General features: G+C 62.0%; 16 protein-coding genes and 2 pseudogenes. 11 read left to right on the top strand and 7 right to left on the bottom strand.

Annotated elements, in window-relative coordinates; genetic code table 11:
• Position 1: 1 nt before the first annotated feature.
• Together hsdR and V1289_RS46015 are read right to left on the bottom strand one after the other, a co-directional pair.
• Positions 2-2,446, bottom strand: coding sequence for an EcoAI/FtnUII family type I restriction enzme subunit R (gene hsdR / locus V1289_RS46020; protein ID WP_334406188.1), 2,445 nt, complete (start codon positions 2,444-2,446; stop codon positions 2-4).
• A gap of 820 nt (positions 2,447-3,266) precedes the next feature.
• A complete protein-coding gene (locus tag V1289_RS46015) occupies positions 3,267-4,085 on the bottom strand; it encodes an aspartyl/asparaginyl beta-hydroxylase domain-containing protein (RefSeq protein ID WP_334406187.1) in 819 nt (272 codons plus the stop codon).
• 154 nt (positions 4,086-4,239) lie between these two features.
• Here V1289_RS46015 and V1289_RS46010 point away from each other — a divergent pair, with 154 nt between their 5' ends.
• From V1289_RS46010 to V1289_RS45990, 5 genes are all read left to right on the top strand, one after another.
• Positions 4,240-5,982, top strand: coding sequence for an ArnT family glycosyltransferase (locus V1289_RS46010; protein WP_334406186.1), 1,743 nt, complete (start codon positions 4,240-4,242; stop codon positions 5,980-5,982).
• 1 nt (position 5,983) lies between these two features.
• Positions 5,984-6,829: a phosphatase PAP2 family protein gene (locus tag V1289_RS46005; RefSeq protein ID WP_334406185.1), complete on the top strand. Its 846-nt coding sequence runs from the start codon at positions 5,984-5,986 to the stop codon at positions 6,827-6,829.
• 86 nt (positions 6,830-6,915) lie between these two features.
• On the top strand, positions 6,916-7,668 hold the full coding sequence (locus V1289_RS46000; protein WP_334406184.1) for a glycosyltransferase family 2 protein: 753 nt from the start codon (positions 6,916-6,918) through the stop codon (positions 7,666-7,668).
• Positions 7,661-7,978 carry a lipid-A-disaccharide synthase N-terminal domain-containing protein gene (locus V1289_RS45995; protein ID WP_334406183.1) on the top strand — a complete coding sequence of 106 codons (318 nt, stop codon included), beginning with the start codon at positions 7,661-7,663 and terminating at the stop codon, positions 7,976-7,978. The genes V1289_RS46000 and V1289_RS45995 overlap by 8 nt, the downstream gene beginning before the upstream one ends.
• Before the next feature lie 32 nt (positions 7,979-8,010).
• A complete protein-coding gene (locus V1289_RS45990) occupies positions 8,011-8,283 on the top strand; it encodes a hypothetical protein (protein WP_334406181.1) in 273 nt (90 codons plus the stop codon).
• Here V1289_RS45990 and metC read toward each other — a convergent pair whose 3' ends face one another.
• Complete coding sequence (gene metC / locus V1289_RS45985; protein ID WP_334406179.1) at positions 8,284-9,477, bottom strand: cystathionine beta-lyase; 1,194 nt, start codon at positions 9,475-9,477, stop codon at positions 8,284-8,286. It lies immediately after the preceding gene.
• Positions 9,478-9,822: 345 nt separating this feature from the next.
• Between metC and V1289_RS45980 the strand changes: the two genes are divergently transcribed.
• From V1289_RS45980 to V1289_RS45965, 4 genes are read left to right on the top strand one after another with little or no spacing between them, the layout of a single operon-like run.
• Positions 9,823-10,839: an amino acid ABC transporter substrate-binding protein gene (locus V1289_RS45980; RefSeq protein WP_334406177.1), complete on the top strand. Its 1,017-nt coding sequence runs from the start codon at positions 9,823-9,825 to the stop codon at positions 10,837-10,839.
• A 21-nt stretch (positions 10,840-10,860) separates the two neighbouring features.
• Positions 10,861-12,066, top strand: coding sequence for an amino acid ABC transporter permease (locus tag V1289_RS45975; protein WP_334406175.1), 1,206 nt, complete (start codon positions 10,861-10,863; stop codon positions 12,064-12,066).
• On the top strand, positions 12,063-13,586 hold the full coding sequence (locus tag V1289_RS45970) for an amino acid ABC transporter permease (RefSeq protein WP_334406173.1): 1,524 nt from the start codon (positions 12,063-12,065) through the stop codon (positions 13,584-13,586). Before V1289_RS45975 ends, V1289_RS45970 begins: the two co-directional genes overlap by 4 nt.
• Before the next feature lie 10 nt (positions 13,587-13,596).
• Positions 13,597-14,337, top strand: coding sequence for an amino acid ABC transporter ATP-binding protein (locus V1289_RS45965; RefSeq protein ID WP_334406171.1), 741 nt, complete (start codon positions 13,597-13,599; stop codon positions 14,335-14,337).
• A gap of 138 nt (positions 14,338-14,475) precedes the next feature.
• On the opposite strand, the gene V1289_RS45960 is transcribed toward V1289_RS45965, so the two are convergent.
• From V1289_RS45960 to V1289_RS45945, 4 genes and pseudogenes are all read right to left on the bottom strand, one after another.
• Positions 14,476-15,516 carry a cysteine synthase A gene (locus tag V1289_RS45960; protein ID WP_334406169.1) on the bottom strand — a complete coding sequence of 347 codons (1,041 nt, stop codon included), beginning with the start codon at positions 15,514-15,516 and terminating at the stop codon, positions 14,476-14,478.
• Between the two features lie 88 nt (positions 15,517-15,604).
• The gene (locus V1289_RS45955; RefSeq protein ID WP_334406168.1) at positions 15,605-16,834 is read right to left on the bottom strand and encodes a cyclopropane-fatty-acyl-phospholipid synthase family protein; all 1,230 of its coding nucleotides are present in this window, start codon (positions 16,832-16,834) and stop codon (positions 15,605-15,607) included.
• 56 nt (positions 16,835-16,890) lie between these two features.
• Positions 16,891-17,755, bottom strand: a pseudogene (locus tag V1289_RS45950) (DUF1365 domain-containing protein).
• A gap of 117 nt (positions 17,756-17,872) precedes the next feature.
• A pseudogene (locus tag V1289_RS45945) lies at positions 17,873-18,112 on the bottom strand (NAD(P)-binding protein); the annotation flags it as partial.
• 279 nt (positions 18,113-18,391) lie between these two features.
• Between V1289_RS45945 and V1289_RS45940 the strand changes: the two are divergent.
• Positions 18,392-19,987, top strand: a complete 1,596-nt coding sequence (locus V1289_RS45940) for an efflux transporter outer membrane subunit (protein WP_442896151.1) — start codon at positions 18,392-18,394, stop codon at positions 19,985-19,987.
• On the top strand, positions 19,977-21,413 hold the full coding sequence (locus tag V1289_RS45935) for an efflux RND transporter periplasmic adaptor subunit (RefSeq protein WP_334406167.1): 1,437 nt from the start codon (positions 19,977-19,979) through the stop codon (positions 21,411-21,413). The genes V1289_RS45940 and V1289_RS45935 overlap by 11 nt, the downstream gene beginning before the upstream one ends.
• Positions 21,414-21,431 lie beyond the last annotated feature (18 nt).

The following is a 21,431-nucleotide window of genomic DNA, read 5'->3' as shown; positions in this document are numbered from 1 at the left end:
CCTAAACTGCTTCCTGATAGAGTGCGTCCTGCATTTCACGGACGGCCTTTTCGAAGCCTTCCTTGCCGCCGAACGCTTGGATGAGCTGAACGACGCTGCCCATGGTGGTAAAGGGTGTTACCCTCAGCACGTTGGTGTCGTCGAGACCAAGAACGCCTTCGTCGCGATATTTTTCGAGCAACGCGTCAAGCACGGCGCGCGCTTGCGGGCCGTATTTGTTGAATACATCTCGCTTCTTGACGTTCTCGGCTCGTTCTCGGCGAGTCAGCGGCTTCCTGTCGAAAGCGACGTGACAGATCAGGTCGAAAGGGTCGAGGTTCTTGCCAAGCTCGTCGGCGATGGCATCGAGAGGCAGGCCCTCGGCTTCAAGTTCCTCGACGATCGCTTGCTTCCGTTCGGCGGATTTCCAGCGCTTGAGAAAATCATCGAGGCTGGCGAAGCGATTCTTCAGCGCCGTCTTGGTAAAATCGCGCAATGTTTCCGTAACGAGCTTGCCGTTCGCGTCGAGATACTCGACACGCTCGGCGATGATTCGGGCACCCACGCCATCGACGTAAATCTTGCGAGGGCCACCGCCATCCGGTAGCGGCACGCCGGGCTGGTAGATGATGGTTTCATCATTGCCCGCTTCATATGATGCCTGGCCGATATCGTCCATGCCGTCCGGAGTCTCATCCGGTGGCATCATTGGCTCATCTTCTCCGGGCTCATAAATCTGCACCGGATCACCATCAAAGTCCGGGTCGGCGAAATGGCTGGTCGCGCCGCGAAAATCGATCAGCGTGAAATAGAACTTCTTGGTGTCTTCGTGTACGCGGGTTCCTCGGCCGACAATTTGTTTGAACTCGGTCATCGATCCCACCGCGCGATCGAGTACGATCAACCGACAGGTCTGGGCATCGACGCCGGTCGATAGCAGCCGGGAGGTCGTCACCAATACGGGATACTTCGATTCCGGATCGATGAAGTTGCCGAGCTGATCCTGGCCTTCCTTGTCGCTGCCGGTGATGCGCATGACATAGCGCATGTTTTCGGCCACCAGATCGGCATTCTCGTTGATGAGCGCCTGCCGCATTCGCGCGGCGTGCTCCTCATCGACACAGAAAACGATTGTCTTTTGGAAACGATCGCCGCTTTCCTTGAGGAACTCGGTGATCTTCCGGGCCGTGAGTTTTGTGCGATCATCCAGCACCAGCGTGCGGTCGAAATCCCTGGCATTGTAAATGCGATCCTCGACCTCCGCGCCGTCACGATCGACCTGGCCGAGTTCCGGGCGATAGCCCTCCACGTCGCGATCGATATGAACCTTTATGACCTTGTATGGCGCAAGGAACCCGTCGCTGATCCCGTCCTTGAGTGAATAGGTGAAGACCGGTTCGCCGAAATAGTCGGTGTTCGATACGTATTCCGTTTCTTTCGGCGTGGCGGTGAGGCCGATCTGCGTCGCGCCGGAAAAGTGGGTGAGGATTTCCCGCCATGCCGAATCAGCCGCCGCGCTACCGCGGTGACACTCATCGATAACAATCAGGTCGAAGAACTCCTTCGAGAACTCCTTATAGAGCTTCTGGTGCTCCTCAGGTCCGGTGATGGCCTGATAAAGTCCGAGATAGACCTCGAACGCGGTATCGATTCGGCGCTTCTTGTCGAGCGCCAGGGTCAAATCGACTTTGGCCCCGTCCTGCCGTTCGATTGTCTTTGCGTTGGTAGAGAGCTTAGCCATTACGGGACCGAACGGGCGAAAGTCGTTCATCATCGTTTGGTCGATGAGCACATTGCGGTCGGCGAGAAAAAGGATGCGCTTTTTACGGCCTGCCTTCCACAGACGCCAGATGATCTGAAACGCCGTCCGCGTCTTGCCGCTTCCCGTCGCCATCACGATCAGGACACGATCCTGACCTTTGGCGATGGCTTCAATTGCCGCGTTTATCGCGTTCACCTGATAATACCGCTTTTGCTCTCCGCTGCCGTCGTCGTAATAGTCCTGAAGCACGATCTGTTCGGCCGCGGTGTCGATACCCTTCCAGGCGCAATAACGCGCCCAGAGATCGGCGGGCGACGGGAAGTCGTCGAGGCCAAGATTTGCTTCTTTGATGCCGCCTGTGCTCGTGCGGTCATGGAACAGGAAGCCGTCACCGTTCGACGAGAAAACGAAGGGAATCTTCAGTGTCTCCGCATAGTCGAGACCCTGCTGGATGCCATCACCGACGCTGTGGTTGTTATCTTTAGCCTCGATCAATGCGATCGGGATGTTCGGCTTGTAGTAAAGGACGACGTCAGCCTTCTTCGCTTTTCCGCGCGTCACCAGCTTGCCGCGAACGATGATTCGGCCCTTGGTGAAGTAGACCTCCTCCCGAACCTGCAACATTTCGTCCCAGCCCGCGCGTTTGACGGCAGGCAGGATGAACTTCGTACAGATATCGCGCTCGGTGAGGCCCCGCTTGTCCATTTCCCCTTGCCATTCAATGGTTTCTTATGGGTGGGTCAACTATAGCGACCTAAACCGTCCATGCAACGCGGGCGAAACGCCGTGGCTCATCAATTGGTAGTTGCCTATGTTGATTTCCCAGAAGCGACGATGCGCTTTTGCGCTCGGCGCGAATCGATGTCGATCAAAATTCGGATTTTCCGAAATTTCTGTTGACGGCCATCCCAAATCAGGTACATAGACCGACCCGTCCTGTCCCTCCAGTGGGGCGTTCGCGATCGTCACAAACGCGGGATGGGATGCGGTGGACGCGGATGCGCCTTTGACGAATGGTGCGTGACGCGTACGGTGAAGTCGTGTGGTTCCGACACCCCGACGCTGGTGTCAAGTTGCGCTGGATTTATCCGCGCAGCGACGGTGGCAACAAAGCCCGGTCGCCGAGGAGAGCACGTTATAAGCCGTAAAGCCACTGCGCAGGGAATGTCGGATCGCCTCCGCTGAACCTGTATGCTCGTGTGCGCACCTTTTTGTGCACATTGCGCACGAGACCGCGGGTGCAGCGTGCATCCGGCATTCCCCGCGCCCTCTGATTACTCAAGGCGCGAAGATACAGGAACAACCCGGGCGAATCGCGCCGCGGGATCGCGAAGGTGCGTCGACACACTACTCGTCATGCCCGGGCAAAAGCGCGAAGCGCGTCTTCGCGCTAGATGACCCGGGCATCCATCGATCGTCGAACGAGCACTTTTCGAAGAAGATGGATTGCCGGGTCAAGCCCGGCAATGACGGAGTCGAATATGCGGCGGCTGTTTGAAATTTGAATCCGAAATAATTCGCGAAATCAGCGGATGAACGACCAGTTCTTGTAAAACACCGTCTTGAACGAGGACGCGACCAGCGCAGCACCTGCGACGGCGGCATCGAATACCGGCTGCAGATGGTTGGGCCGCACGATGTCCATGAACAGGCAGTAGCGCGCCTGGTCGACGTCGTTCACGGAGCGATGGAACAGCGTGTCGTCGAATACGAACAGCGGCTGCTTGTTCCAGAAATGGGTCTTGTCGTCGACATTGATGAAGACCTGATCGCTGTCGACCGGATCGAGATTGTAGAGCACCCGGAAGGTCAGGCGCAGCGGACCGAAATGCCATGAGGTTTTTTCGCGGGTGTTGAACACCGACACCGCGATGGTCTTGATGTAGCGATATTCCTGCTCGAAGGCGGGAATCCGCACCGTGATGTCCTGCTGTTTGGCGTACCATTTGAACGTCAGCATGCCGCGCTTCTTGTCGCCGAGCACTTCGGAGACGCGGGCCTTGATCAGGTCGCCATTGTCGACAAAAGCCTTCACGCAGGCCTCGATCTCGGCGCGGTGCTCCGCCGGCAGATCCTCCAGCCGGTACATGCCGAGGTTGCGCGCCGACAGCATGTCGGCGAACAGGTTGATCGGGGACAGCAGCCAGGTCGGGATACCGTTGCCGAGGAAATACTTCTCGGCCATGTCTGATGTGACCTTGAAATGGCGGCTGATGTCGAGCGCGCCGCAGGCAATGAAGAACAGCGTGACATAGGGCGCAAAATACAGCGCCGGAACCAGCACGATCAGGGCGATTGCGAAACGCCGTGCGCGCTTGCGGTTGATATAATCGGCGATTGCCATATTCTTGAGCGCCACGTTGGATTGCGGGTTCGGGCGGGTGTCACCCTTAACGCTCTCTTAAAACTTCCCCGGCGGCCGGACAAGGTCGGGGAGACCGCAGATTAGATGGAACTGTGGTGTTGTTTGCAGTGCGGTTTCATCGTATGCGAACAAGATGGTTGAACCGGTCCAGGTCAGGCGTTTTGGAGCAGGCCAACAGTCTGTGAAACCTGCGAATTCCAGCCGCAGGCTGCTCGCCGCGTTCGACTTCGCCACGGCCAGTCATCTGCGCGCGATGGTGTTTTTGACGCTGGTCGGGCTGATATTTTTCCTGCCGGGCTTTTTCACCATTCCACCGATCGATCGGGACGAGGCGCGGTTCGCCCAGGCGACCAAGCAAATGGTCGAAACCGGCGATTTCGTCGACATCCGGTTTCAGGACGATGTCCGCTACAAGAAGCCGGTCGGCATCTACTGGCTGCAATCGGCCGCAGTCGAAACCGCATCACAGCTGGGCCTGCCGCGGGCGCAGCTGCGCATCTGGCTTTATCGAGTACCGTCCCTGATCGGCGCGATCGGCGCGGTGTTGCTGACCTACTGGACCGCGCTCGCCTTCGTGACACGGCGCGGGGCGGCATTGGCCGCGCTGATGATCTGCAGCTGCGTTCTGCTCGGCGGCGAAGCGCGGTTGGCGAAGACCGATGCGATGCTGCTGCTCACTGTCGTCGCCGCGATGGGCGCGATGGCGCGGGTGTATCTGTCCTGGCAACGCGGCGAGGATCCGGCGCATCCGCCATGGAGCTCGCCGGCGATTTTCTGGACCGCGCTGGCCGGCGGCATCCTGCTCAAGGGGCCGCTGATCCTGATGTTTGTCGGGCTGACCATCGCGGTGCTTGCGATCCTCGACCGCTCGGCGGTCTGGTTGTGGCGCATGCGCCCGGTATGGGGCCTGACGTGGCTGCTGGTTCTGGTGCTGCCGTGGTTCGTCGCGATCTTCTGGCGCGCGGGTGACACATTTTTCGCCGATTCGATCGGCGGCGACATGTTGAGCAAGCTCGCCGCGCAGGAATCCCATGGCGCGCCGCCGGGACTGTATCTGCTGCTGTTCTGGGTGACGTTCTGGCCGGGCGCGCCGCTCGCCGGGATGGCGGCGCCGGCGGTCTGGCGGGCGCGGCGGGAGCCCGGCGCGCAATTTCTGCTCGCATGGCTGATCCCGTCCTGGATCGTCTTCGAAGCCGTGCTGACCAAGCTGCCGCATTACGTGCTGCCGCTCTATCCGGCGATTGCGATTCTGACCGTCGGCGCGCTGGAACGGCGCGTGCTGTCGCGATCCTGGCTGATCCGCGGCGCGGCCTGGTGGTTCGCGATCCCGGCGATCGCTTCGGTGATTGCCATCGTCGGCGCCATCAAGCTGACGCATCAGCCGGTGTTTCCGGCATGGCCGCTTCTGGCCGTGGCGATGATCTTCGGCCTGGTCGCCTGGTGGCTGTTCGAAGAGAGCCGCGCCGAGCGGTCGCTGTTGAATGCCGTTATTGCCGCGGCGCTGCTGGCAGCGGGAGTCTATGGCGTGGTGATACCGTCGCTGACGACACTGTTTCCGAGCGCCGAAGTGGCGCGCGCGCTGCGCAATGTGGTCTGCGTCGGACCCAAAGCCGCGGCGGCGGGCTTTCAGGAGCCGAGTCTGGTCTTCATGACCGGCACCGACACCCTGCTGACCGATGGATCCGGTGCGGCGGATTTTCTGGCGCAGGGCAGTTGCCGCTTCGCACTGGTGGAAGCGCGCACTGAACGCAGTTTCATCCAGCGCGCCGAAGCCATCGGGCTGCGTTACAACGCGCCGACCCGCATCGACGGCTATAACATTTCGCAGGGCCGGACGGTTTCGATCGCCATCTTCCGCTCCGAGGGCACGGAATAAAATGTCCGCGCTTCCAGCCCTCGCCGAATCCACGAATTATTTTTCGCGCTTTGCGACGCTGGCATGGCTGTCGCTTGCCCAGATCGTGCGCGCGCCGTCGCATTCGCGCCGGGCGGAAGCCGCGCGCCAGTCCGCGCGTCATGTCGTGCTGCTGATGGCCGTCGTCGGCGTCGCCATCGTCACGCTGATGTATGCGCTTGACGTGCGCGAGATCGGTTTGATGCCGCCGCGCGGCAGCCCCGGTCTTTGGTCGGTTCGGATCCTGACCGATTTCGGCAAGGATATTTACGTGCTGGGGGCGCTGGGCGGGCTGTTGATCGCGGTCGCGGTCGTTGCACCGGGGCTGGGGGGAATCCAGCGATCGCTGTTGCTGGGTTTGGGGACCCGTCTGCAATTCGTGTTTCTTGCCGTGCTGGTGTCGGTTCTCACGAGCGAATTGATCAAATGGATCGTCGGCCGCGGTCGGCCGTTCGTCGGCGGCCACGCCAACGCCTTTAACTTTTCGCACTTCGCCGGCACCGAGGCCTATTCGAGCTTTCCCTCCGGGCATGCGACCACGGCCTTTGCGCTGGCCTTCGCCGTTGCCGCCATCTGGCCGCGGGCGCGGATCGCGATGATCGTCTACGCGCTCGTGATCGCGGCAACCCGCCTTGTGCTGCTGGCGCATCACCCCAGTGACGTCGTTGCCGGGGCACTGGTCGGTATTACCGGCGCGATGGCCGTGCGGTACTGGTTTGCGGCCCGCCGGCTGGGCTTTGCGATCCATCGGGACGGCAGCATTGTGGCGCTGACCGGACCCTCGCCAGGGCGCCTCAAAAGGGTTGCCCGGGGGGCTTTCGCCCCATAATAAGCGGACGCCGCGACCGGCCGGACCAGGCGGTTCCAGCCGGATTCAAACCCAACTCAAGCAAAAACCAAGCCGAGAGTGCCGATTTGCCTGCTTCCGACACCGCTGCGGTGACCGTTTCCATCGTTGTGCCCGTGCGCAACGAAGCGGATAACGTCGCGCCGCTGATTGCCGAAATCACAGGCGCGCTCGACGGCCGCTGGGCCTACGAGATCATCTACGTCAATGACGGTTCGACCGATGCGACCGCCGAGCGGCTTGCCGCGATCATGAAGCAGCGCCCAAATCTCAGGCAGCTTCGGCATGCCAATTCGACCGGACAATCGGCGGCGGTGCGCAGCGGCGTTCGCGCCGCGGGCGGAGCCATCGTGGCAACGCTCGACGGCGACGGGCAAAACAATCCTGCATTCCTGCCTGATTTGATCCTGGCGATCGAGAATGGCGGCGGCCGCGTCGGTCTTGCCGCCGGCCAGCGCGTAGGACGCAAGGACACCGGCTTCAAGAAAATGCAGTCGCACATCGCCAATGCCGTGCGCACCTCGATCCTGAGCGACGGCACCCGGGATACCGGCTGCGGGCTGAAGGCCTTTCCGCGCGATGTCTATCTGGCGATGCCTTATTTCGATGGGCTGCACCGCTTCATGCCGGCGCTGGTACGCCGCGAAGGCTTTGACATCGCCTATGTCGACGTGATCGACCGCCCGCGCCATTCCGGCGTGTCAAATTACGGCTTCTTCGACCGGCTATGGATCGGGATCATGGATCTTGCCGGCGTATGGTGGCTGATCCGCCGCAAGAAGCCGACGCCCGATGCGACCGAGGTGACGCCTCATGACTGATCTGCTCAACTATCTGCACGATGTTTTCGTCATCAAGTTCGACGCCTGGGTGGTGCTCGGATTCGTCGCGCAGGGCTTTTTCACCATGCGCTTCGTGGTGCAATGGATTGCGTCCGAACGCGCGCGCAGGAGCGTGATCCCGGTAGCGTTCTGGTTTTTCTCGATCGGCGGCGGCGCGTTGTTGCTGATCTATGCGCTGTATCGCCGGGACCCTGTCTTCATCGCGGGTCAGGCGCTCGGATTGGTGGTCTACGTTCGCAACCTCTATTTCATCATCGCCAACCGACGGCAGGCTGCCGCCGAACCCTAGGCGTTGCGGGCCGCAAGTGCTATCGTCGCGGCATGAGCCACCGTCCTGACGCGCTTGTGCTTGATTTCGTGGAATGGATCGCAGCCAGCCCGCGCCGCTATTCCGAGGTCATGGAGGCGTGGAAGACAAGCTGTCGGCGCCTGACCATCTGGGAAGACGTCATCGATCAGGGGCTGGTGCAGCGCTGCCGCCTCGACGGCCAGCTATCGATTGAAGCCACCGACGCCGGTCGCGATCTGCTGGCGAAGACGCGGCAGGGATTGCAGCGCACGCACGCCGCAATGGCAGCCTCCGCCGGCGATTGATTATCGCGCCGCGTTGAACGCCGCAAAGCCGCGATCGAGATCGGCCTTCAGATCCTCGACATTCTCAAGTCCGATGTGGAGCCGCAGTGTCGGGCCGCCCGGCGCCCATTTGGTGGCCGTGCGATAGAGGTTGCAGTCGAAGGGAATGACGAGGCTTTCAAAACCGCCCCAGGAAAAGCCCATGCCGAACAATTTGACTGTGTCGAGCATGGCGTCGACCGCCTTTTGCGGCGCCGGTTTCAGAACGATGCTGAACAATCCCGATGCACCCGTAAAATCGCGTTTCCAGATGGTGTGGCCGGGATCGGTTTCGAGGGCAGGGTGCAGCACCCGCATCACCTCTGGCCGCGTCGCGAGCCAGCGCGCCATCTCCAGCCCGGACTTGTGATGCTGCGCCAGCCGCACCGCAAGCGTGCGGATGCCGCGCAGCGCCAGGAATACGTCATCCGGCCCGGCACAGACGCCGAGCAGCCGGATGCCTTCGGCCAGCTGCGGCCAGGCTTTCGCATTGGCCGAAATCGTGCCGAACATGATGTCGGAGTGGCCGCCGATATATTTGGTCGCGGCCTGCATGCTGATGTCGACGCCCTGATCGAGCGAGCGATGATAGAGCGGCGTCGCCCAGGTATTGTCGTCGATGACGAGCGCGCCGCGTGCATGCGCCACAGCGACGATGGCGGGGATGTCGGGCATCTCCAGGGATTGCGAGCCGGGCGCTTCGACCAGCACCGCTTTGGTATTCGGCTTGAATAATCGTTCGATGCCGCCGCCGATCAAGGGATCGAAATAGGTCGTCTCGACGCCAAAGCGGGCGAGCATGCCGTTGCAGAAATTCCGCGTGGGCCGATAGACGTTGTCACACACCAGCAGATGGTCGCCGGCGCTGAGCACCGAGAGCAGCGTCGTGGTGATCGCAGCGAGGCCCGACGGCGCCAGGCCGACGCCGGCGCATTGCGGGCCCTCCAGCGCTATCAGCACGTCCTGCAGCGCCCGGGTGGTCGGGGTGCCGTGGCGCCCGTACTGGAACTCGCCGCGATGGGCGTGCAGGTCCTCCGCGGTCGGATACAGCACGGTGGAACCATGGAAGACCGCGGGATTGACAAACCCCTTCTGGGCCTTGGTGTCACGGCCCGCCGTCAGCAGACGGGTTTCGGCCTTTTGCGGGTTGGACGGTCCGTCGTTCGAAAAACTCATGCGTTGCGTTACCCAAAGACGTTTTGCCGCAGCCGCTACGTGTCTCTCATAGGCCGCCTGGCGGCGGGGCCCGGCCGGTTTTGTTAATAACAAGACACAGAAGTCAGCCGTCAACCCCTTGACCCGGATCGCCAGTCGTTCTGTGATGCGTCGCAACTATCCAGTCGCGCACGTTGAGGGGCCTGCCGCGACCTTTGATCCATTGCTTGACCGAATCGCTTGACCGAATCGCACGTCAAACTGCCGGTCAAATCTGCGTTTTCAGCAAGAGATCATGGGGTTGGCCCAATAGCGTCAGGCGAAAATTAACAGACGTTCCCGGACGACCCTTGAAAGGCCTTGCCCATGAAACGCGTATCTCTGGTTGTTACCCTTGCCATCGCCGCCGGCCTTTCGGCCCAGGCTGCCTCGGCGCAAACCCTCAAGACGGTCAAGGACCGGGGCATGCTCTCCTGCGGCGTGAGCCAGGGATTGCCGGGTTTCTCGTCCCCGGACGACAAGGGCAACTGGACCGGGCTCGACGTTGATGTCTGCCGGGCGATTGCGGCGGCGGTCTTCAATGACGCGACCAAGGTCAAATTCGTGCCGTTGTCGGCCAAGGACCGCTTCACGGCGCTGCAGTCGGGTGAAATCGACGTGCTCTCGCGCAACACCACCTGGACGCTGTCGCGCGATACCTCGCTCGGCGCCAACTTCACCGGCGTGACCTATTATGACGGCCAGGGCTTTCTGGTGAAGAAGTCGCTGAAGGTGAATTCCGCGCTGGAATTGAACAGCGCATCGGTCTGTGTGCAGACCGGGACCACCACGGAACAGAATCTCGCCGACTACTTCAAGGGCAACAACATGAAGTATGAGGTGATCGCCTTCGGCACCGCCGACGAAACCGTCAAGGCCTATGAATCCGGACGTTGCGACGTCTTCACCTCCGATGTCTCGCAGCTTTATGCCGAACGCCTGAAGCTCGCCAATCCGGCCGACCACGCCGTGTTGCCCGAGGTGATCTCGAAGGAGCCGCTCGGGCCGATGGTCCGCCATGGCGACGATCAGTGGTTCGACATCGTGAAGTGGACGCTGTTTGCGATGGTCAACGCCGAAGAGCTCGGCGTAACCCAGAAGAACGTCGATGAAATGGCCAAATCCGACAAGCCGGATCTGAAGCGCGCCTTCGGCACCGACGGCAATCTCGGCGAACAGCTCGGGCTGACCAAGGACTGGGTGTCGCGCATCATCAAGGCGGTCGGCAATTACGGCGAGTCCTTCGATCGCAACGTCGGCGCCGGCTCCAAGCTCGGGATCGCCCGCGGTCTAAATCAGCTCTGGAACAAGGGCGGCATTCAGTACGCGCCGCCGATCCGCTGATCGCACCGCGCGAGCCGCGCGATGGCCATCGAACCCCGAAAACCGCCGCCGCAGTTTGTAGCCAAACTGCAGCGCGCGCTTGGGGGACGGGCGGGGTGGGGAGGCTTCGTCGTCCAGATCCTGTTCGTGGCGGTGCTGGCCTGGATCGCCTACGAAATCGTCGCCAATGCCCGCGCCAATCTGCAGGCGCAGCGGATCACCGCGGGCTTCGGCTTCCTGGCCAATACGGCCGGATTTGACGTCAGCCAGAACCTGATCCCGTATTCCGGATCGGATACCTACACGCGGGTTTTTCTGGTCGGTCTGCTCAACACGCTGCTGGTCTCGGTGATCGGCATTTTCTTCGCCACCTTGATCGGATTTATCGTCGCGCTCGGCCGGTTGTCGCCGAACTGGCTGTTCGCGCGCATCGCCGGCGGCTATGTCGAACTGGTGCGTAATCTGCCGCCCTTGTTCCAGATCCTGTTCTGGTATCTGGCGGTGCTCGCAGCCCTGCCCAATCCGCGGCAGAGCATCTCGATATTCGACAGTTTCTTTCTCTCCAATCGTGGATTGGTGATTCCGAAACCGATCGGCAATCCCGGCTTCGAACCTTTCGTCATTGCCGTCGTGATTGCGATCGTAGCGGCGATTGGGTTGTGGCGTTATTCCCGCCGGGCGCTGTTCGAAAGCGGCAGGGTCATCAAGGTTTGGCCCTATGCGCTGGGCTTGTTGATCGGCCTGCCGCTGGTGACCGCGCTGATCTTTGGCGCACCGGTATCGTTTGAGGTGCCTGTCCTCAAGGGGTTCAATTTTGCCGGCGGCTCGCGCGTCATTCCGGAATTCGTGGCGCTGACGCTGGCGCTGTCGACCTATACCGCGGCCTTCATCGCCGAGATCGTGCGCGCCGGCATCCAGTCCGTCCACAAGGGCCAGATGGAAGCCGGCTCTTCGCTGGGGCTGCAGCGCGGCTCGGTGCTGCGGCTGATCGTGATCCCGCAGGCCATGCGCGTGATCCTGCCGCCGCTCACCAACCAGTATCTCAACCTCACCAAGAACTCGTCGCTGGCGGTCGCGATCGGCTATCCCGACCTGGTCTCGGTATTTGCGGGAACGACGTTGAGCCAGACCGGGCAGGCGATTGAAATCATCGGCATCACCATGGGCGTCTATCTCCTGATCTCGCTCATCACCAGCGCGATCATGAGCTTCTATGGCTGGCGGCTCGGCCGGAGCCTTGCGCCATGAGCGATATCACCTCGTCCCCCTTCGTCCGCCAGGACCTCGTTCCCGAACGCCCGGCGCCGGTGAAGACCACCGGCTTTGTCGGTTTCCTGCGCACGCGCCTGTTCAATTCGCCGACCAACATCCTGATCACGGTCGTGAGCGTGCTTCTGCTCTGGTTCGTCGTCGTCCCCGCGCTGAGATTCCTGCTGATCGACGCGGTCTGGAGCGGGACGGACCGCAACGCCTGCCTCGCCGAAAATGTGGGGCACGCGGTCGGCGCGTGCTGGCCGTTCGTGCAGGCAAAAATCGGCCAGTTCATCTACGGATTCTATCCGGAGCCGGAACGCTGGCGGGTTAATTTGACGTTCATTATGGCCGCGATCTTGCTGCTGCCACTGTTGATTCCGCGGCTGCCGGCCAAGGGCCTCAACGCCTGCCTGTTTTTCCTCGCCTTTCCGGTCGTCGGCTTCTTCCTGCTGCATGGCGGCGGGCTCGACGGTCTTGGCGTGAGCTGGACCGCCGGCCTTCTGTCCGGGTTCAACGACAGTATCGGTGAAGGTGGCAAGAAGCTCGCGGCTGCCGGCGAGGCGACGGCCGTGATCGGACCGTTGCTGTGGCTGCTCGGCAAACTGATCGTCCTGATCAGCACCATGATTTCCTGGCTGATTTGGCCACTGACCTGGCTGCGCGACCAGATTCAGATGGCCGGCCGGCCGGTCTGGGCTGACTTTGCCGCCACCGCCATCATCATTTCGACCGTGCTGTTTCTCCTCAGCGGCGGCGTTCGCAGCGGCTGGCGCGCGCTCATCGTCAGCCTTGCGATCTTTGCCGGCCTTGGAATCGTGATCGCGGTGATGGGCCTCGACCATGGCGGGCTGGCTGTCGTCGACACAAGGTTGTGGGGTGGCCTGCTGGTGACGCTGGTGGTGTCGGTGACCGGCATCGTCACGTCGATGCCGGTCGGCATCGCGTTGGCGCTCGGCCGGCGTTCGACCATCCCGCTGATCCGGATCTTTTCGATCGCCTTCATCGAATTCTGGCGCGGCGTGCCGCTAATCACGGTGCTGTTCTTTGCGACCTATATGCTGCCGCTGTTCGTGCCGACCGGTTTCACCATCGACGGATTGATGCGCGCCCTGATCGGGATCGCGCTGTTCGCCGGCGCCTATCAGGCCGAGGTGATCCGCGGCGGGCTGCAGGCGATCCCGCGCGGGCAGGGCGAGGCGGCAAGCGCGCTCGGCCTGTCCTGGTGGAAGACCACGGCGCTGATCGTGATGCCGCAGGCGCTGCGCCACGTCATCCCCGGCCTCGTCAACAGCTTCATCGCGCTGTTCAAGGACACCTCGCTGGTTTCGATTGTGGCGCTGTTCGACCTGCTCGGATCGCTCCGGGCTTCCTTCAGTGATCCCGTCTGGTCGACGCCGACGACGCTGTTCACCGGTTTCGCCTTCACGGGACTGATCTATTTCACCTTCTGTTTTGGCATGTCGCGTTACTCGCTGTTCGTCGAGAACCGGCTGAACGCACACCGTCGCAACTGAGTAAAACATCATGAGCGAGACCCCGATCGTCAGCATCAATGGCCTCAACAAGTGGTACGGCGATTTTCACGTGCTGCGCGACATCAACCTCGACGTCGGCAAGGGCGAGCGCATCGTGATCTGCGGCCCCTCAGGTTCGGGCAAATCGACCCTGATCCGCTGCATCAATGCGCTAGAGGAATTCCAGGAAGGCAAGATCGTTGTCGACGGCATCGATCTCGGGCCGAATCTGCGGCGGGTCGACGAAGTCCGGCGCGAGGTCGGCATGGTGTTCCAGAGCTTCAACCTGTTTCCGCATTTGACCGTGCTCGACAACTGCACGCTGGCGCCAATCTGGGTGCGCAACATCCCGAAGAAGGATGCGGAAGCCGCCGCGATGAAATACCTGGAGCGGGTCAAGATTCCGCATCAGGCCAACAAGTTTCCCGGCCAGATGTCGGGCGGCCAGCAGCAGCGCGTGGCGATTGCGCGCGCGCTGACCATGAACCCGAAGGTGATGCTGTTCGACGAACCGACTTCGGCGCTCGACCCTGAAATGGTCAAGGAAGTGCTCGACACCATGGTCGACCTAGCGAAAGAAGGCATGACCATGCTGGTCGTGACCCACGAAATGGGATTTGCGCGGGAAGTCGCTAACCGCATCGTGTTCATGGATGCCGGGCAGATCATCGAATCGAACACGCCCGGAAATTTCTTCGCCAATCCGGAGCACGAGCGGACCAAACTGTTCCTCAGCCAGATTTTGCGGTGACGATCACCAATTTTTTGGACACCGCCCGGGCTTGTCCTGGCTTGTCCCGGGCATCCACGTTCTTGCATCACATGCAAAATAAAGACGTGGATGGCCGGGACAAGCCCGGCCATGACGTTGAAAGACGCAATTCTGCGCTCACACCTTCTCGAACGGCACCTCGATCTTGCTGCGCTTCTCCAGCCATTCCGGCACCGGCAGGTTCTTGGAGCGCATGAATTCCGGATTGAACAGCTTTGACTGATAGCGGTTGCCGGAATCGCAGAGGATGGTGACGATGGTCTTGCCGGGACCGAGCTGTTTGGCGAGCCGGATCGCGCCGGCGACATTGATGCCGGTAGAGCCGCCGAGGCAAAGGCCTTCGTGTTCGAGCAGTTCGAAAATGACCGGCACGGCTTCCTCGTCCGGGATCAGGAAGGCATCATCGACCTCAGCGGTCTCGATCACGGGCGTGACGCGGTTGAGTCCGATGCCTTCGGTGATCGATCCGCCCGGTGTCACTTTGACCTGGCCGTGCTTGAACAGTTCATACATCCCGGCGCCGTGCGGATCGGCGCAGGCGACGACGATGCCCTTGTTCTTTTCCTTCAGGTAACGGCTGGTGCCGGCGAGCGTACCGCCGGTGCCGACCGAGCAGATGAATCCGTCGATCTTGCCGCCGGTCTGCTGCCAGATTTCGGGACCGGTCGACTCGTAATGCGCCTTGGCATTGTCGAGGTTGTTCCATTGATCGGCGAACAGCACGCCGTTCGGCTCGCTCTTGCGCAAGCGGTCGGCCAGCCTTTTGCCGACATGCTGGTAAGAGTTGGGATTGGCGTAAGGCAGCGCCGGCACTTCGACCAGTTCGGCGCCGCACAGCCGCAGCATGTCCTTCTTTTCCTGGCTTTGGGTTTCCGGAATGACGATCAAGGTCCGGTAACCCCGCGCGCTGGCGACGACCGCCAGACCAATGCCGGTGTTGCCCGCGGTCGCCTCGACCACGAGACCGCCGGGCTTGAGTTCGCCGCGCTTCTCGGCCTCCAGGATCATCCATTTGCCGGCGCGGTCCTTGACCGACTGGCCGGGATTCATGAATTCCGCCTTGCCGAGGATGGTGCAACCGGTCGCCTCGGAGGCGTGCTTCAACTTGATGAGCGGTGTATTGCCGATCGCCTCGACGACGTCTTTATTGAAGGTCATGTCAGGGGAATCTTTGCCAGTCTGTGAAATCCGGCGCGACCCTAGAGCGCGAACAGCAAAAGTGGAAGCCTTTTGCGGTGCGGCGAAACTAGCTGGATTTCGCGAACACAACCTGGCGCACGTCGATATTTCCGGACAGGAAGCCGGCCTCGCAATACGCGAGGTAATATTCCCACAGCCGGCGAAACCGGTCGTCAAAACCTGATGGCATCAGATGCGGCCAGGCTGCGCGGAAATTGCTTCGCCAGATCGCGAGCGTCTTGGCATAATCTTGCCCGAAAATGCGCTCGCGGATGACGGGAACGCCGAACCGCTCGCCAAGCGACTTCAGGACCTGCGGCGAGGGCAGCATGCCGCCGGGGAAGACGTAGCGCTGGATGAAGTCGACTTCGCGCCGATAGGTCTGAAACAAATTGTCCTGAATGGTGATGGCCTGAATACCGGCGAGACCGCCGGGCAGCAGCCGGTCGCGCAACTGTGAAAAATATTTCGGCCAGAACTGCTCGCCGACCGCCTCAATCATCTCGATCGAAGCGATCCGGTCGTAGCGGTCGCGCTCGTCGCGATAGTCCTGCAGGCGGATCTCGACCTGGTCGTTGAGACCAGCTTTCTGAATGCGCGCTTGCGCAAAATCGCGCTGCTCCCGGCTGATCGTCAATCCCACCACCTTCGCGCCAAACGTCTTGGCGGCGAACTCAGCGAAGCCGCCCCATCCGCACCCGATCTCCAAAAGCTTCTGGCCGGGCTGCAGGTCGATCGCTTCGGCAAGCCGGCGATATTTGTTGTTTTGCGCCGCCGTCAAATCCGCAGTGCCGTCCTCGAACAGGGCCGAGGAATAGGTCATGCTCGGATCGAGCCATGCTGAATAGAAGGCGTTGCCGATGTCGTAATGGGCATAGATGTTGCGCCGCGCCTGCCGCCTGGTGTTGCGGTTGAACCAGTGCCTGATGGTCTGCAGGGTACGCACCAGCGGCTTGCCGACCAGCATCGTCTGCATCCAGTCCTGGTTGACGCAGAAGAGATAGAGAAACTGCGTCAGGTCGGGCGTGTCCCATTCGCCGCGCAGATAGGCCTCCGCAATGCCGATGTCGCCGCTGCGGAGCAGCCGCGACGCAAAGCCGAAATCGTAGACCTTCATGGCGGCCGCCGGTCCCGGCCCGTTGCCGCCCAGTCTGACGGTGCGCCCGTCGGGCAGGGTCACCTCGAGCGTGCCGTGCCGCAGCTTCGCGCCGAAGCCAAGCGCCAGCCGGACCACGCGGGGCAACTCGGGGAGCACCGCGTCTACAGTTTCCGATGTGACCGAAATCAACTCGGGCATGGGCAATCCATCGAACGGCGGTTGACCCGGGCGTGGCACGGTCGATTGACCTGACGTCACTTCTTGCCGCGGGCAGACAGCGCTGCTGAAGTATAATGGTTGCTCTTGCCGATCGCCAAGCGGGTATTGGAGGCGGCGGCGTGACGCGGCACCAGCCGCGCGCCCTTGAGCCAGAGCCGCAGCGCTTCCCAATGGCGCGGCCACGATCTTCAGCGTCACCAGCGGCAGCGCGAACACCGATCGCAGCAACTCCCCCGTGTTCAGGGCGCGGCGGCGGCCATTGAAAGTTGCAGCGAGCAGGGGACCGTCGCGGTCGGTTTCCAGGATCCGCAACCGGATGCTGTCCCGGGCGGCAAGAACCGGAAATGGTAGCGCATCGCCATCTCGATGAAGGGCGAGACGTAGAACAGTTTTTCCTGGCCTTGACGCACGCCGGCGTCACTGAGTTCGCCTTCGTTCACGGGAAGCACGTATGCGTGGCGTTCGCCAAAGGTGTTGCGCACCTCGTAGATCAGCAGCTCCAGTTCGCCGTCGGCGCGGTAGCAGAAAAACACCGACAACGGATTGAAGGTGTAACCGAGCAGCCGGGGATAGCAGAGCAACCGCACCCTTCCGCCCGAAAGGCTCGATGCCATGCTCGGCGGCGCAAGCTTGCGCATATTCGCGCAGCGGCGATCCATCGCGGTCGCCATGGTCGGCCTCGTTGAAGCTGTACAACGCCGCCCGATTGACGCCGAACAGGGGCGATTGCCGGTCCGCCGCCTCTAACCGGTCCAGATCCATCAACAGGCTCATCACGCGACAGCTGAAGCGATGGCCGATCGGCTTCAGCCGCGCGTGCATGACCTCGCCAACATAGAGCGCAGCCGCAGCGTCGGCGGGATCGCCGCGGTTGTCGGCGCTGGCGGCTGGATCGGGCATGGCTACTCCGCGGCCTCTGCCAGTTCGGACGGCGGTTGGTGCCATGGCACCACCGCGCCCAGCGCTTCCGCGACCGCAAGGCCGGATCGCAATCCATCCTCATGGAATCCGTATCCGGTCCATGGTCTCGACGCCGAGATGGGCGAACAGCGCGGTCAGGTCGGGATAGTTGATCTCGTTGTAGGCGATGAAGCCGATATCGACGGCAATCCTGCTCCCGTCGTAATCGATGGTGACGGTATGGCTGTGGCCGCCGGGCCGAAGTTCGCGGTCATAGGCGGTGACCGGATAGCATTTCGACAAGGTCCAGTCCGCGGCATTGCCGGCAATTCCCGTCCCAATAACCGCGACTCGCATTCCGCCCACTCCGATGTGCCCCAAGATACGATCCGGGGTCCCCGGAGTTTCAAATCGGCCGCTGGCACGATTTCGCCAGGGAGGGACGGATTTCGACCACCGGAATAGGGGAAAACCCCCATGAAATCTTCGTAAGATTCCGCTACGTGCGGACGTCCCAACCTCGCTCCAAGGCCTGTGAAATAAGGGAAACTGAGTTTTTTCCGTCGAGATGTCGGTTTTGTCTGAACATTGCTGAAGGCTGGACGGGGCTGTCCGCGCCCTGATGCCACGGGTACTATGACAGTTCGGTTCCAACGGAAGCATCACCCCCGTGAACGGGTCGCAGGCCATCGAAACAAGCGTTCATCGCATGCCGCGTCGGGATTTGCCCGGTGGAGAACGGGTGTGAGCAGGGCTCTTCCGGGTGCTGCGGTCGACGGCTGGCTTGCCCGCATTCCCTGCGGGAGCCGCCTGGTGCGATCGCTTGCGGTCCTTGGCCTTGTCGCCAGTTCCGCGGGCTGCATCCTGACCCAGGATATTCCCGATCCGGCGCTCGACGTTCCCGACGGCTACAAGACGGCCCGGCTGACGGCTGCGACCGATGCACCGCCGACGCTGGACTGGTGGCGCGGCTTTCGTTCGCCTGAACTGACCCAGTTGATGGAGGAGGCCCAGACGGTCAATCTGGATATCGCGGCCGCCACCGCGCGATTCGTCCAGGCCGACGCGCAAGCACGGATCGCGGGTGCCGCCCTGTTGCCGAGCCTGTCCGGCAGCGGTTCGGAATCCTACAGCCGCATCTCAGGCTCCAGCGCCAGCGGCTTGACCAATGGCGGCCGCGAGACCGTCAACTATTCGGCCTCGCTCAGCGCCAGTTATCAGCTGGATTTCTGGGGTCAGAACCGCGACGCCGCCCAGGCCGCCGAAGAGACCTCGGTCGGCACTCGGTTCGATCGCGACGTGGTGGCGCTGACCACGTTGACGACGGTTGCCAACGCCTATTTCCAGGTGCTGGCCTCCCAGGACCGGATTCGAACCGCCGAACGCAATATCGCCAGTGCCACGCGCATTCTCAATGCCATCAAGGATCGCTTCAAAGCCGGTACCGGAACCGACCTCGACGTCGCGCAGCAGGAGGCCGTGCTCGCCAACCAGCGCGCGGCCGTTCCTCCGTTACGGCAAACGCTCGACCTGAACATCAACGCGCTGGCGACGCTGGTGTCGCGGCCGCCTGAAGCCGTGCGGATCACCGGCGGCTCCATGAATCAGATCGCAATCCCCCGGGTTACGCCGGGCTTGCCGTCGGAATTGCTGACGCAGCGGCCCGACATCAGGCGGCAGGAAGCGCAACTCGCCTCCGCTACCGCCAATGTCGGCAGCGCGCGCGCGCAATTCTTTCCGAGCATCCAGTTGACCGGGCAGGGCGGCTATCAAAGCTCGGCGTTGTCGGCGCTGTTTCAGCCGCACGCGGCGTTCTTCAGCCTGGTCGGCAGCGCGACCCAGCCGATCTTCGACGGCGGAAGGATCCTCGGCAATTTCGAATTCAACAAGGCAAAGCAGGATGAGCTGCTGCAGACCTATCGCAAGACCGTGGTCCAGTCTTTCGCCGACGTCGACACTGCGCTGATGTCGATCCGCCAGACCACCATCAAGCTGCGGCTGCAGCGCGACGTACTGGCGGCCTCGAAGCGGGCCTTTGAATTGTCCGAGCAGCAGTTACGGGCCGGAACCGCCGACATCGTAACTGTGCTAAATACGCAACTGACGTTATTCCAGGCGGAGGATGTGCTGTGGCAGGCCCAATTGGCCCGGCTGCTCGCGATCGTCAGCCTGTATCAGGCGCTGGGAGGCGGCTGGGAGCCGAGAATGGAGAAGCCGGTCAATGCTCTTTAAGCCGGAAGAAAAGGACGACACGAAAATCGGCGGTACGCGCAAGCCGAGTTTGGTGTCGCGCATTCTCAAGCGCATGGTGTCGCTGACCATTACCCTCGTGATCGTGGGCGGTCTTGGCTATATCGGCTGGCTCGCCTGGCAGCAGAAACAGGCCAGCAATCGCGGGGCCGGCGCTCGCCCGGATCTCCCCGTGCCGGTGCTGGCCGCGACGCCGCGCATCCAGGACGTCCCGGTCTATATCGACGGCGTCGGGTCGGTTCGCGCTCTCAACAACGTGATCGTGCGCGCCCAGGTCGACGGCAAACTGATCGCGGTGAATTTCGTCGAGGGACAGGACGTCAAGAAGGGCGACGTGCTCGGCGAGATCGATCCTGTGTTGTACAAGGCGGCTTACGATCAGGCCGTCGCCAAGAAGGCGCAGGATGAAGCGCTGCTCGCCAACCAGCGGATCGATCTGGCGCGCTATCAGCAGCTCGCCACGTCAAATGCCGGGTCGAAGCAGCAGGCCGATACGCAGAAGGCGGTCGTCGCCCAGCAGGAAGCGCTGGTGAGATCCGACCAGGCTGCGATCGACAATGCGACAGCTACGTTGGGCTATACCAAGATCGTCGCGCCGCTGTCGGGCCGCGCCGGTCTGCGTCAGGTCGACCAGGGCAATATCATCCACGCAGCGGATGCGACCGGTCTCGTCATCATCACCCAGTTGCAGCCGATCGCGGTGTGGTTCAGCCTGCCGCAGCAACAGATCGTGCGCGTCAACGCCGCCTCCGCCAAAGGCGTGCTCGCGGTCGATGTGTTCGGCAATGACGGCGTGACCGTGGTCGATACCGGCAAACTGACCGGCATCGACAACCAGGTCGATCCCACCACGGGAACGCTCAGGCTCAAGGCCGAATTCCCCAACGGCAATTTCCAGCTCTGGCCTGGGCAATTCGTCAATGTCCGCCTCAGGGTCGAGACGCTGCCGAAGGCGGTCGTGGTGCCGACGTCGGCGGTGCAGCGCGGCCCGGCGGGAACCTTCAGCTACGTGATCGGCGGCGACAATATCGTCACGGCGAAACCGGTCGTGGTGACGCAGCAGAACGAAACCGACGCCGTGATCGCGAGCGGGCTTTCGACCACCGACCGCGTGGTGACGACCGGCTTTGCCAATCTGTCCGACGGCGCCAAAATCATCATCGGCAAGGACGAACAGACGCCGGCCGCCGATCTCGCACCGAAAAAGAAACGCAGCAGCCGGGACGTCCAGGCCAAGGATGGCCAGACCAAAGACGGCCAAGCCAAAGACGGCCAAGCCAAAGACGGCCAAGCCAAGGATGGTCAAGGCGAGCGCCGCGGCAAGAAGGGCGAGGGCGATCAAAAAGCACAAACCGGGGCGGGACCGTCGGGGAGCGAGCCGCCGGGCGGCGCAGCGAAGTCGCAGTGACCGAAGCGTTCGTCGCCT

Origin of the sequence: Bradyrhizobium sp. AZCC 2289 (genome assembly GCF_036924615.1) — a bacterium.
Lineage (GTDB): Bacteria > Pseudomonadota > Alphaproteobacteria > Rhizobiales > Xanthobacteraceae > Bradyrhizobium.
Note: the sequence above shows the minus strand (reverse complement) of the source record. Positions and strands in the feature narration are given on the sequence as shown.